Origin of the sequence: Nocardioides sp. (assembly GCF_044226765.1) — a bacterium.
Taxonomy (GTDB): Bacteria; Actinomycetota; Actinomycetes; order Propionibacteriales; family Nocardioidaceae; genus Nocardioides.
This window is the reverse complement of record NZ_JBGAGJ010000001.1, coordinates 437,716-449,945: the sequence shown is the minus strand read 5'-3', so window position 1 is coordinate 449,945 and position 12,230 is coordinate 437,716. Positions and strand designations below refer to the sequence as shown.

The following is a 12,230-nucleotide window of genomic DNA, read 5'->3' as shown; positions in this document are numbered from 1 at the left end:
GGACGGCACCGGGATCAGCGGCGCAGCGTGCGAGCGGCGGACCGCCGTACGACGTCGGTGAGCCGGTCGAGCACCGGCGAGTCCAGGCGCCACCGCTGCCAGTGCAGGGCGACGTCGACGTGCAGACCCCGCACGAGCGGGACCAGCGAGGCGTCGAGCTGGGGCTCGGGGATCATCCCCCAGCCCAGGCCGAGCCGGACCGCCTCGGCGAAGTCGGCGGACGTCGGCACCCGGTGCGCGACCGGCGGCGCCGCGACGCCACGACCGCGCAGCACCTCGTGCTGGAGGTCGTCCTTCTCGTTGAACACGACCACCGGCATGGCCGACCAGTCCGGACGCCGGCCCCGTCGCCAGCGCTGCGCGAGCCCGGCGGTGGCGGCCGGCACGTAGCGCAGCGTGCCCAGGCGCTCCACCGAGCAGCCCTGGACAGCGGTGGGCTCGCTGGTCACGGCGGCCAGCACGTCGCCGCTGCGCAGCAGCCCGGCGGAGAAGGCCTGGTCCTCCACGTGCAGCCGCAGCGCGACCGCGTCCCAGGTGGCGACGTCCGCGACGACACCGCGGAACCAGGTGGCCAGCGAGTCGGCGTTCACCGCCACCGGCAGGTCCACCACGGACCGGCCGCCGGGCTCGGTCGCGCCGAGCTCGCCACCCACCTCGTCCTGGAGCAGCTGCACCTGGCGGGCCAGCCGGAGGAGCACCTCCCCCTCGGCCGTCGGGCGGCAGGGCGTCGTGCGTTGCACGACCACCCGCCCGACCTGGGACTCCAGCGCGCGGATCCGCTGGCTCACCGCCGACGGCGTGACGTGCAGGTGCCGGGCGGCGGCGTCGAAGGTGCCGTGGTCGGCGATCGCGAGGAGGGCGGCCAGCTGGGACGGCACGAGGTCCATGAAGCAACGCTAATGGTTGTGCAGATTGTTTCGTTGGTCTTCAGGTGGTGCCGGCGCCTAGCGTGGCCGGGTGCTCGACTCCCTGACCGCCGGCCTGCTGACCGGCCTGTCGCTGATCGTGGCGATCGGTGCGCAGAACGCGTTCGTGCTGCGCCAGGGCCTGGCGCGCGAGCACGTCGGCCTGGTGGTGGCGATCTGCGCGGTCTCCGACGTCGTCCTCATCGTCGCCGGTGTGGCCGGGATCGGGGCGGTGGTCGAGCACGCCGGGTGGGCGCTGGACCTCGTGCGCTGGCTCGGCGTCGCGTTCCTGACCTGGTACGGCGTCAGCTCGCTGCTGCGCGCGCGCCGCGCCGAGTCGCTGCAGACGTCGGCGGCCGGTGCGGCGACCCGGCGACGGACCGTCGCCGTACGCATGCTCGCCCTCACCTGGCTCAACCCGCACGTCTACCTCGACACCGTGCTGCTGCTCGGCTCGATCGCCAACCACCACGGCTCCCCCGGTCGCTGGTGGTTCGCGGTCGGCGCCTGCCTGGGCAGCATCGTGTGGTTCGGCTCGCTGGGGTACGGCGCCCGGCTCGCCGCCCCACTGCTGGCCAGCCCGCGGGCGTGGCAGGTGCTGGACGTCGTCATCGGGCTCGTCATGCTCGCGATCGCCGCCAGCCTGGCGCTGGGCTGAGACCGCCGGTCCTGGCGGTCAGCCCGCCGAAACCCGCACGGCCGACCCCGGTGCCCGGCGACCCCTCTAGGGTGCTGGTCATGACCGATCAGCAGGAGCTCAGCGGCTACGTCGACGTGTGGTGGCAGGCCGTCAACGACTTCACCGACCTCCTGGAGGAGCTGGACCCCGCGGACTGGGCGCGGCCGACCGACCTGCCCGGCTGGGACGTGAAGGCGGTCGCGTCGCACGTGGCGCACCTGGAGTCCATCCTCGCCGGCAACCCGGAGGAGTCCGCCGACGTCGGTCAGCCCGACCACATCGCCTCGCCGATGGGCATCTACACCGAGATCGGCGTGGTCACCCGCCGTGACGCCGACCCCGACGCCATCATCAACGAGATCCGCGCCGCGGCGACCGCCCGGCACACCCGGCTGCTCGACGACCCGCCGACCGACGGCAGCGCCAAGCCGGAGCCGGTCTTCGGCGGCGTCCCCTGGGACTGGCGCACGCTGCTGCGCAACCGTCCTCTGGACGTCTGGATGCACGAGCAGGACGTCCGGCGGGCCGTCGACCGTCCCGGCGGCATGGACTCCCCCGCGGCCCGGCACACCGCGGAGTACCTCGCCGAGAGCACCGGCTACGTCCTCGCCAAGCGGCTCGGCGCGGACCCGGGCACCTCCGTGGTCCTGGAGATGGAGGGCAGCGCACCGTTCGCCTTCACGGTCAACGACGCCGGTCGCGGCGAGCGGCTGGCCGACGCCCCGGCCGACCCGACGGTGCTGCTGCGGATGGACCGCGAGGCGTTCATCCGCCTGGCCGGCGGCCGCTGCGACCCCGAGCCCGGCACCGTGCACGTCGACGGCGACCAGGACCTCGGCCGGCGGCTGATGGACGCCCTGGCCACCACCCCGTGACCGCGCCGTGAGGCCGGCCGCCGACCGCTGGACGCCGGCCGACCTGCCCGACCTCGCCGGACGCACCGTCGTCGTGACCGGGCCGAGCGCGGGCGGTCTGGGCCACTTCACGGCGCTGGAGCTGGCGCGGCGCCGGGCCCGGGTGGTGCTCGCCGGGCGGCGACCCGAGCGCCTCGCGGACAGCGCGTCGGCGATCCGCGCCGAGGTGCCCGACGCGGAGCTCGAGCAGGTCGTGGTCGACCTGGCCGACCTCGCCTCCGTGCGGCGCGCGGCGGCCGACCTCGCCGCCACCGGGCCGCTGGACGTGCTGGTCAACAACGCCGGGGTGATGGGCACGCCGTACCGCCGCACCGGCGACGGGCTGGAGCTGCAGATGGCCACGAACCACTTCGGCCCGTTCCTGCTCACCGGGCTGCTGCTGCCGCAGCTGGTCGCCAGCGGGGCCGGCCGGGTCGTGGCGGTCTCCTCGCAGATGCACCGCTACACCGCCCGCCGCGCCCCGCTCGGCGACCCCCGGGTCCAGGAGGGCCGCTACGAGCGGTGGACGGTCTACGGCCAGACCAAGCTCGCGAACCTGCTGTTCACCTACGAGCTCGACCGCCGGCTGCGGCGCGCCGGGCTGCCGGTCAAGGCGCTCGCCGCGCATCCCGGGTTCGCCTCGACCCACCTGGCCGCCAACGGGCAGTACGGCCGGACGACCGGTGGCGCGGCCTCGATCCTCGACGCCGCGATCAAGGCGGTCTCACCCAGCACGCCGGCGAAGGGCGCGTGGCCCACGCTGATGGCGGCGACCGCCGACCTGCCCGGCGCGACGTACGTCGGCCCCGACGGTCTCTTCGAGTGGGGCGGTGCGCCGCGGGTGACGACGAGCAGCCGGCTCTCCCACGACGAGACCGCCCAGCGGCGGCTGTGGCAGCGCAGCGAGGAGGTCACGGGCATCCGCTACCCGTGACGCGGGGCTCAGGAGCGGTCCGCGACCCGCACGAACCCCCCGAGCACGGGCACGTACGCCGCACCGTCCGGGCCCAGGGCGACGCTCCCGTGGTGGTTGTCGGCCAGGACGCCCAGGCCCGTGCGCTGCGCCCAGGTCGTGCGGCCGGAGCGGAGGTCGACCGCGGTGAGGTACCACGCGTCGGCGCCCAGCCAGCTGTGCCGCTTGGTGTAGAGGTAGGCCAGGCCCGCCTCCGGCGAGACGGCCGGGGCACCGCTGGGGGCGTCCAGGTCGGACTGCCAGGAGACCCGGCACCGCGGGACGTCGACCCGGGCCACGCCGCCGGTCGTCGTGCGGCCCAGCGCGGTCGACAGCGGGCCGTCGTACCCGTGCTGGTTGAGCACGAGCAGCCCGTCGTCCGCGGCGACCAGGCCGCCGTCGGTGGAGCTCTCGTCGTCGTCGAACAGCTCGAGCCGGCACGCCACCGCCCCGGTGTCGCCCCGGTGCACGACGACCTGGAGCCGGGGGTCGCGGTCGTCGGCGACGGCGACCAGCCCGCTCGGCAGCACGACGGGTGCGCTGCCGCGCTCGACGCCGTCGGACCTCGCGGCCCACGCCGCCACCGGCCGGTCGCCCGTGGCGATCACCTTGTGCAGCGCGTGCTCGCCCGCGACGTAGACCGCGTCCGGGGCGATGGTGAGCGGCCGCCGCACCCGGTCGTGGAGGTCGAGCAGGCGCACGCGGTCGCCCGCGACCAGGGCGACCCGGCCGTCCTCGGTGCTCACCCACGTGCGGTTGCGCCGGTCGACGCCCACCCCGGTCGCGCAGCCGCCCTCGGGCAGGTCGACCGCCGCGGAGGTCGTGAGGTCGGGTGCGCCCTCCGCGTCGGCGGTCGCCACCGTCAGCACGCGCCCGCCCGCGACGACGAGCACCCGTCCGCCCGCCACGGTGAAGACCGGCGGGCAGCCACCGGGCAGGTCCTTGGCCGCGAGCTGGCGCAGGCTGTCGGGGTCGACCAGCCGCAGCACGTCACCGCAGGTGGTGACCAGCCGGCCCCGCGGGTCGAAGCCGACGTCGCGGCAGTCGGGGGCGCCGTACGAGCGCGTCGTCACCTGGGGCGAGTCGCCCAGCGGCGCCGCGACCTCGCCGGCCGGGAGGATCGAGGGCCGCCCGACGTACGCCGGCGTCACCAGCGCCCCGGGACCCGGGGGCAGCCGCACCCAGCCGTCGGGCAGGACGTAGAGCACCCCCGCGACGGCGAGGACGCCCACGACCCACCAGCCCAGCACCCGCCGGGTCGGCCGCAGCCACTCCCGGACCCGGCGCGAGCACAGCGCGGCGGCGGCCAGGACCAGGGCGAGCGGCCCGACCGCCCACCACAGGAGGGCCACGCCCAGCAGGGCGGCCGTGCGCGCGAACCTCATCGTGGCAGCAGGCTAGTCGCGACCGCGCCCGTCGCCGGCGAGGCACGACGACCACCGGTGAGGCACAGTGGGATCGCATGAAGCGACTCTCGGACGTCCAGCGCATCGGGTACGGCGCCATGCGGCTCACCGGGCCCGGCATCATGGGTCCGCCGGCGGACCCCGACGAGGCCGTGCGCGTGCTGCAGCGGGCCGTCGAGCTCGGTGTCGACCACATCGACACCAGCGACTACTACGGGCCGTACGTCGTCAACGACCTGATCCGCGAGGCCCTGCACCCCTACCCGCCGGAGCTGGTGCTCGTCACCAAGGTCGGCGCGCGCCGCGACGAGGCCGGCGCCTGGCTCCCGGCGTTCTCGCCCGACGAGATCAAGGAGGCGGTGCACGACAACCTCGGCCGGCTCGGCGTCGAGCGCCTCGGTGGGGTCAACCTGCGGCTCATGGACGGCTTCGAGGGATCCTTCGAGGAGCAGTGGACGGTGCTGGCGGACCTGCGCTCGCAGGGTCTCGTGGTGGAGCTCGGGCTGAGCAGCTGCACGGCGGAGCAGGTGCGGGCCGCACAGGGCATCGCGCCGGTGTCGATGGTGCAGAACGCCTACAACGTCGCGCACCGCGAGGACGACGACCTCATCGAGGAGCTGGAGGACCAGGGGATCTGGTACGTCCCGTTCTTCCCGCTGGGCGGGTTCAGCCCGCTGCAGCTCGGCACCGTGGACGAGGTCGCGGCCAGGCACGGCGCGACCCACATGCAGGTCGCGCTGGCCTGGCTCCTGCAGCGGTCGCCGAACATCCTGCTCATCCCCGGCACGGCGTCGGTGGCGCACCTGGAGGAGAACCTGGCGGCCGGCCGGCTACGCCTCGACGAGGCCGACCTGGCCGAGCTCGACGCGATCGGTCGGTAGCAGCCCCTCCTTGCGGGCGACCAGGACCGCGAGCCCGATCGTGGCACCGGCCGCCAGCATGTTGATGCTCAGCGCGGAGATGCTCTTGACCAGCACGAAGGTCTGCAGGGAGGTCGACTCCAGCAGCCACAGCGTCAGCGCCGCCTTGGTCAGGCACAGCGCGGCCCACAGCACGGTGAGGGTGCTGAAGAGGCGCCGGATCCGCGGACGCAGGTGCAGCTCGTCGTCCATCGGGTAGAAGTCGCCGGCGAGCCGGGCCACCATCGGCCGAGCCGTCGCCAGCGACGCCAGGAACGCGGTCGCGACCACCGCGTCGCTGATGATCGGCTGGAGGAAGTAGAGGAAGGTGCTGCCCGCGGCCAGCGCGATCACCGTCCTCGCGGTGAGCAGCAGCGCGGTCAGCAGGAGCAGGCCGGACGGCCGGCGGCCGGTGATGGCCCGCCAGGCGATCGCCCCGTAGGACCAGCCGAGCGCGACGACGATCGCCGTCCACACGCCGTCCAGGCGGAAGCACGTGTAGAAGAGCGTCGCCGGGACCGCGCAGGCGACCAGCAGGCTCAGCGAGACCCGGCGGACCACCGCGCCCAGCGACGGGTGCGGGCAGGCGGGCGGAGCGGCTGGCGGCGAGGTGGACGGGGCGACGGCGGTGGCAGACATGTGACCTCGACCGTACGGGTCGGACCTGTGCGGGGCCTGTGCCGTCCGACCCTGGTGGAGGAGACCTTGGGCCGGGGCATGATGGCCACCATGAGCCACCCTCGTGCCGGCCAGCCCGCGGAGCCCTCCGACCTCGTCGACGTCGCCCACCTGGTGACGGCGTACTACACCGGGGTCCCCGACCCGGACGACGTGGACCAGCAGGTCGCGTTCGGGACCAGCGGGCACCGCGGCTCGTCGCTGCGCACGGCCTTCAACGAGACCCACATCCTCGCGACCACCCAGGCGATCGTGGACCACCGCCGCGAGCAGGGGTACGACGGCCCGCTCTTCCTCGGCCGCGACACCCACGGGCTCTCCGAGCCGGCGTGGGCCAGCGCGCTGGAGGTGCTGGCGGCCAACGACGTGACCGTGCTGGTCGACGACCGCGACGGCTACACGCCGACGCCCGGGGTCTCCCACGCGATCCTGCGCGCCAACGGCGGCCGCACGACGGGCGCGGGTCTGGCCGACGGCATCGTCGTGACCCCGTCCCACAACCCGCCGAGCGACGGCGGGTTCAAGTACAACCCGCCGCACGGCGGCCCCGCCGACACCGACGCGACCTCGGTGATCGCCGCCCGGGCCAACGAGCTCATCCGCGGCGGTCTCGCCGAGGTGCGCCGGGTGCCGTTCTCGCGGGCCCGGGCGCACGCCGGGGCGTATGACTTCCTCGGGACCTATGTCGACGACCTGCCGAACGTCGTGGACGTCGAGGCGATCCGCGCCGCCGGCGTACGGATCGGGGCGGACCCGCTCGGCGGGGCGTCGGTGGCCTACTGGGGCGAGATCGCCGACCGGCACGGGCTCGACCTCACGGTCGTGAACCCGCTGGTCGACCCGACCTGGCGGTTCATGACGCTGGACTGGGACGGCAAGATCCGGATGGACTGCTCCTCACCGTCGGCGATGGCCTCCTTGATCGCCCAGAAGGACCGCTTCGACATCGCGACCGGCAACGACGCGGACTCCGACCGGCACGGGATCGTCACCCCGGACGCCGGCCTGATGAACCCCAACCACTACCTGGCGGTGGCCATCGGCTACCTCTTCGGCGGCGCGCGACCGGGCTGGCCGGGCACCGCCCGGATCGGCAAGACGCTGGTGTCGTCGTCGATGATCGACCGGGTCGCCGCCTCGATCGGACGGGAGATGGTCGAGGTGCCGGTCGGGTTCAAGTGGTTCGTGCCCGGCCTGATCGACGGGTCCTTCGGGTTCGGCGGCGAGGAGTCCGCCGGGGCGTCGTTCCTGCGCCGCGACGGGGCGGCGTGGACGACCGACAAGGACGGGATCATCCTGGCGCTGCTGGCCTCGGAGATCCTCGCGACCACCGGGGAGTCGCCCTCGCAGCGGTACGCCGACCTGGTGGCCGAGCACGGCGCGCCGGCGTACGCCCGCATCGACGCGCCCGCCGACCGGGAGCAGAAGGCCAAGCTGGCGGCGCTCTCGCCCGACGACGTCACCGCCACCGAGCTGGCCGGCGAGCCGATCACGGCCAAGCTCACCGAGGCACCCGGCAACGGCGCGAGGATCGGCGGGTTGAAGGTCGTCACCGAGTCGGCCTGGTTCGCGGCCCGCCCGTCGGGCACCGAGGACGTCTACAAGATCTACGCCGAGTCCTTCCGCGGCGCCGACCACCTGGCCCAGGTGCAGGACGAGGCGAAGGCCGTCGTCGGCGCCGCCCTCGGTTGAGTTGAGGGTTGTGACCACTCCAGTTGAGGGTTGTGACCACGCGGTGGTCGCACACCTCAGCTCAACCGGTCACCACGTCCAACTCAACCGGTCACAACCCCCAAGTCGACGTCAGAGGTGGTCGGGGACGATGAGGGCGTCGGGGTCCTGGCGGGGCGGGAGGCACTCGAGGGCGAGCTTGACCAGGGCGACGCGGGCGGCCAGCAGCGCCTTGCGGCGCAGGCCCCGCTCGCCGGCGAGCCGCTCCTCGACGGCGGCGGTGATCTCGGCGTCGGTGTAGGTCGGCCGACCGCCGGCCGGCACCTCGACGTCCGGCAGCGCGACCAGCGCCGGCAGCAGCTGGTCGCCCAGGCCGTCGAGCAGCTGGAAGCGCTCGAACTTCGAGAGGCCCTCCCACACCTCGTCCACCGTGCGCCGGCCCTTGCGTACGTCCTTGTCCTGGGCGCCGAGGACGTTCTTGGCCACCCCGGTGAGGGCGGCGGTCAGCTCGTGCTCGGTGAATCGCATGGCACCAGCCTGCCGCACCGCCGATGACCTAGGTTGGGGGCGTGGCCGTCATCGAGACCGCGGGGCTGACGAAGGCCTACCCGCGCGTCACGGCGCTGGACCACCTCGACGTCGCGGTCGGTGAGGGCGTCACCGGCCTGGTCGGCGCGAACGGCGCCGGCAAGTCGACGCTGATCAAGATCCTGCTCGGCCTGGTGCCGGCCACCAGCGGCACCGCCCGCGTGCTCGGCCACGACGTCGCGACCGAGGGTGCCCGGATCCGGGCCCTGGTCGGCTACATGCCCGAGCACGACTGCCTGCCCGCCGACGTGTCCGCCAGCGACCTGGTCGTGCACCTGGGGCAGATGTCCGGGCTGCCGTACGCCGCCGCGCGGGAGCGCACCTCCGACGTGCTGCGCCACGTCGGCCTGGCCGAGGAGCGCTACCGCCCGATCGGCGGCTACTCCACCGGCATGAAGCAGCGGGTGAAGCTCGCCCAGGCGCTGGTCCACGACCCGCGGCTGGTGCTGCTCGACGAGCCCACGAACGGCCTGGACCCCTCGGCCCGCGACGACATGCTCGGGCTGGTGCGGCGCATCGGCGAGGAGTTCGGCATCGCGGTGCTGGTCACCTCGCACCTGCTCGGGGAGCTGGAGCGGGTCAGCGACCACGTCGTCGTCCTCGACGCGGGACGGCTGCTGCGCTCGTCGGCGACCACGGACTTCCTGCACCGCACCGGCAGCCTGCTGGTCGAGGTGCAGGGCCGCCCCGACGCCGACCGGCTGCTCGGCCAGGCGCTCGTGGACGCCGGGCTCACGGCGCGGCCGGCCGGCGGCGCCCTGATCGAGGTCGAGGTGCGCGACGACACCACCCCCGACGTCGTACGCGACCTGACCGTCGACCTCGGGCTCGGCCTGGTGCGGATGCAGGAGCGCCACCACCGCATCGAGGACGTCTTCCGGGAGGGGGTGGCCGGTGGTGTCCAGCCCGTCTGACCCCTCCGCACCGGCACCCACCGGCGTCATCCACGACCTCGGCTACCGGCCGTACGCCGGCCCGCGGCTCGGCGAGCGCGCGGTCGCCTGGTCGTTCTTCACCACCGGCCTGCGCAACACCTACGGCCTGGGTCGCTCGGCACGCTCGAAGGTGCTCCCCATGGTGCTCCTCGGGCTGATGCTGCTGCCGGCGCTGATCCTCGTCGGCGTGCTGGTCCAGGCCAAGAACCTGCTCGGCCTCGACGAGCAGATCGTCGCGTACTCGACCTACCCGCTCACGACCCAGCTGCTGATCTCGGTCTTCGTGGCCGCGCAGGCACCGGCGCTGATCTCGCGAGACCTGCGCTTCCGCTCGATCACGCTCTACCTCGCGCGGCCGATGCGGCGGTCGGTGTACGTCCTGGTCCGCCTCGCGTCGCTCACGGTCGCCACCTTCGCGCTGATCGCCGCGCCTCTGGTGCTGCTCTACGCCGGCGGGCTGCTCGCCGAGCTGCCCGTCGGGCGCGAGAGCGGCCGGTTCCTGGCCGCCCTCGTCGGGGCGCTGCTCCTCGCGGCGTGCCTGGCCGGACTGGCGGCGCTGGTCTCGGCGCTCACGGTCCGGCGGGGGTTGGCGGTCACCGCGGTGATCGTGGTGCTCCTGGTCAGCTACACCGTGGTGGTCGCGATCCAGGGGATCTCGCTGGACTCCGGGCACCCCCGGGTCGGCGAGGTCGCGGGCGTCTTCTCGCCGTACACGCTCGTCAACGGCGTCCAGGTCGTGCTCTTCGACTCCCCTGGCGCGATGGCCACACCGCCGCAGGGCGCGGCCATGGGTGTCCTGTACGTCGTCGCGACGGTGCTGGTGGTGCTCGGCTCCGCCGCGGCGCTGATGGCGCGCTACCGGCGGGTGAGCCCATGAGGTCCCGATCATGAGCGAGATCCGCATCGACCACGTCTCCCGCTGGTTCCGCAACGTCGTGGCCGTCAACGACGTGACGATGACGATCGGCCCCGGCGTCACCGGGCTGCTCGGCCCCAACGGCGCCGGCAAGTCGACGCTGATCGCGCTGATGTCGGGGTTCCTGGCGCCGTCCGCGGGCTCGGTCACCCTCGACGGCGAGCCGCTGTGGCGCAACGAGCAGGTCTACCGCCGGGTGGGTCTGGTGCCCGAGCGCGAGGCGCTGTTCGACTACCTGACCGGGCGGGAGTTCGTGGTCGCCAACGCCGAGCTGCAGGGCCTGCCCGATCCCGGTGCCGCCGCCGCGCGGGCGATCGGGCTCATCGAGATGACCGACGCCCAGGACCGCGAGATCTCGACCTACTCCAAGGGCATGCGGCAGCGGATCAAGATGGCGTCCGCGCTGGTCCACGACCCGCCGGTGCTGCTCCTCGACGAGCCGTTCAACGGCATGGACCCGCGGCAGCGGATCCACCTGATGGAGCTGATCCGCACCATGGGCGCCGAGGGGCGCACGGTGCTCTTCAGCTCCCACATCCTCGAGGAGGTCGAGCAGGTCGCCCGACAGATCGAGGTCGTGGTGGCCGGCCGGCACGCGGCGTCGGGCGACTTCGGGGCGATCCGGCGGCTGATGACCGACCGGCCGAACCGGTTCGTGCTGCGCACCGCCGACGACCGCCTGCTGGCCTCGGTGCTGCTGGCCGACGCGTCGGTGCGTGGGGCCCGGCTGCGCAGCGAGGGCGGCATCGAGGTCGAGGCCGCCGACTTCGGCCGGTTCAGCGAGGTGCTGCCGCGACTGGCCCGTGAGCACGGCGTACGACTGCACGAGGTCACCCCCACCGACGAGTCGCTCGAGAGCGTCTTCGCCTACCTGGTGGCGCCGTGAGCACCGCCGTGGTGCACCGCACCGTCGTGCGGCTCGGGGTGCGCAGCATCTTCGGGCGGTGGCGCGGCGTGCTGCTGTTCGTGCTGCCGCTGGTGCTGATCGGGCTGGCCGTGCTCGCGCGGGCGCTGGTGGGACAGACCGACGAGGGGGCGCGCCACACGCTCTACGGCCTGGGGCTGGTCGTCGTCGTGCCGCTGGTCGCGCTGCTCGCGACGTCCGGGCTGCTGGCCCCGGAGATCGACGACGGCTCGATCTCCTACCTGCTCGCCAAGCCGGTGCCGCGCTCCACGATCGTGGTCAGCAAGCTGGTCGTCGCGGTCGGGTGCGTGCTGGCCTTCGGCACCCTGCCGCTGCTGGTCGCGGGTCTGGTGCTGCGCACCGGCGACCCGTCGGTCGCGGTCGGCTTCGCCCTCGGGTCGGTGCTGGGCGGCACGGCGTACTGCGCACTCTTCGCGCTGCTCTCGGTGGTCACCCGCCACGCGGTCGTGGTGGGGCTGGTCTACCTGCTGGTGTGGGAGGGCCTGCTGGGCGGTCTGCTCGACGGCGTGCGGTGGCTCAGCGTGACGCGGTGGTCGGCCGCGGTCGTCGACCGGGTCGCGGGCACCTCGCTGGTCGACCTGTCCCTGGTCTACGCCCTGGTCGCGGCGCTCGTGGTGATCGTCGGCGGCACCTGGCTCACCGGCCACCGGCTGCGGTCGTTCAACCTGACCGGGGACGAGTGAGCCGAGCCGTGGATGAATCCCCGGCTGACCGGGGATTCATCCGGGGTTGTCAGGCTCTTCATGACGTTGTCAGGTGTTGCAACCCCTGACAACGTCAGGT

Annotated in this window: 13 protein-coding genes; 9 read left to right on the top strand and 4 right to left on the bottom strand. The window is 73.8% G+C overall.

From position 1 onward, the window contains the following. Window positions 1–14: 14 nt before the first annotated feature. Window positions 15–887 carry a LysR family transcriptional regulator ArgP gene (locus ACILRH_RS02110; RefSeq protein ID WP_395690481.1) on the bottom strand — a complete coding sequence of 291 codons (873 nt, stop codon included), beginning with the start codon at window positions 885–887 and terminating at the stop codon, window positions 15–17. Between the two features lie 70 nt (window positions 888–957). Between ACILRH_RS02110 and ACILRH_RS02105 the strand changes: the two genes are divergently transcribed. The 3 genes from ACILRH_RS02105 to ACILRH_RS02095 all read left to right on the top strand — a co-directional run bounded on the left by ACILRH_RS02105 (window position 958) and on the right by ACILRH_RS02095 (window position 3,411). Further along, window positions 958–1,563, top strand: a complete 606-nt coding sequence (locus ACILRH_RS02105) for a LysE/ArgO family amino acid transporter (protein ID WP_395690480.1) — start codon at window positions 958–960, stop codon at window positions 1,561–1,563. A gap of 80 nt (window positions 1,564–1,643) precedes the next feature. Then, window positions 1,644–2,459 carry a maleylpyruvate isomerase family mycothiol-dependent enzyme gene (locus tag ACILRH_RS02100; RefSeq protein ID WP_395690479.1) on the top strand — a complete coding sequence of 272 codons (816 nt, stop codon included), beginning with the start codon at window positions 1,644–1,646 and terminating at the stop codon, window positions 2,457–2,459. Window positions 2,460–2,466: 7 nt separating this feature from the next. Further along, window positions 2,467–3,411 carry an oxidoreductase gene (locus tag ACILRH_RS02095; RefSeq protein WP_395690478.1) on the top strand — a complete coding sequence of 315 codons (945 nt, stop codon included), beginning with the start codon at window positions 2,467–2,469 and terminating at the stop codon, window positions 3,409–3,411. 8 nt (window positions 3,412–3,419) lie between these two features. On the opposite strand, the gene ACILRH_RS02090 is transcribed toward ACILRH_RS02095, so the two are convergent. Continuing rightward, entirely contained in the window at window positions 3,420–4,814 is a 1,395-nt protein-coding gene (locus ACILRH_RS02090; RefSeq protein WP_395690477.1) for a hypothetical protein, read from the bottom strand. Window positions 4,815–4,891: 77 nt separating this feature from the next. Here ACILRH_RS02090 and ACILRH_RS02085 point away from each other — a divergent pair, with 77 nt between their 5' ends. Then, window positions 4,892–5,716, top strand: coding sequence for an oxidoreductase (locus tag ACILRH_RS02085; protein ID WP_395690476.1), 825 nt, complete (start codon window positions 4,892–4,894; stop codon window positions 5,714–5,716). Here ACILRH_RS02085 and ACILRH_RS02080 read toward each other — a convergent pair. Further along, window positions 5,666–6,373 carry a VC0807 family protein gene (locus ACILRH_RS02080; RefSeq protein WP_395690475.1) on the bottom strand — a complete coding sequence of 236 codons (708 nt, stop codon included), beginning with the start codon at window positions 6,371–6,373 and terminating at the stop codon, window positions 5,666–5,668. The two genes, ACILRH_RS02085 and ACILRH_RS02080, sit on opposite strands and share 51 nt — an antisense overlap. 90 nt (window positions 6,374–6,463) lie before the next feature. Between ACILRH_RS02080 and pgm the strand changes: the two genes are divergently transcribed. Beyond that, window positions 6,464–8,104 (top strand): phosphoglucomutase (alpha-D-glucose-1,6-bisphosphate-dependent), encoded by a 1,641-nt coding sequence (gene pgm, locus ACILRH_RS02075; protein WP_395690474.1) that lies wholly within the window; start codon window positions 6,464–6,466, stop codon window positions 8,102–8,104. A gap of 111 nt (window positions 8,105–8,215) precedes the next feature. On the opposite strand, the gene ACILRH_RS02070 is transcribed toward pgm, so the two are convergent. After that, a complete protein-coding gene (locus tag ACILRH_RS02070) occupies window positions 8,216–8,611 on the bottom strand; it encodes a hypothetical protein (RefSeq protein ID WP_395690473.1) in 396 nt (131 codons plus the stop codon). Window positions 8,612–8,652: 41 nt separating this feature from the next. Here ACILRH_RS02070 and ACILRH_RS02065 point away from each other — a divergent pair, with 41 nt between their 5' ends. From ACILRH_RS02065 to ACILRH_RS02050, 4 genes are read left to right on the top strand one after another with little or no spacing between them, the layout of a single operon-like run. After that, window positions 8,653–9,585, top strand: coding sequence for an ABC transporter ATP-binding protein (locus ACILRH_RS02065; RefSeq protein ID WP_395690472.1), 933 nt, complete (start codon window positions 8,653–8,655; stop codon window positions 9,583–9,585). Beyond that, on the top strand, window positions 9,569–10,483 hold the full coding sequence (locus tag ACILRH_RS02060) for an ABC transporter permease (protein ID WP_395690471.1): 915 nt from the start codon (window positions 9,569–9,571) through the stop codon (window positions 10,481–10,483). The genes ACILRH_RS02065 and ACILRH_RS02060 overlap by 17 nt, the downstream gene beginning before the upstream one ends. Before the next feature lie 10 nt (window positions 10,484–10,493). Next, entirely contained in the window at window positions 10,494–11,408 is a 915-nt protein-coding gene (locus tag ACILRH_RS02055) for an ABC transporter ATP-binding protein (protein WP_395690470.1), read from the top strand. Continuing rightward, window positions 11,405–12,130, top strand: coding sequence for an ABC transporter permease (locus tag ACILRH_RS02050; protein ID WP_395690469.1), 726 nt, complete (start codon window positions 11,405–11,407; stop codon window positions 12,128–12,130). The genes ACILRH_RS02055 and ACILRH_RS02050 overlap by 4 nt, the downstream gene beginning before the upstream one ends. The last annotated feature ends 100 nt before the right edge of the window (window positions 12,131–12,230 follow it).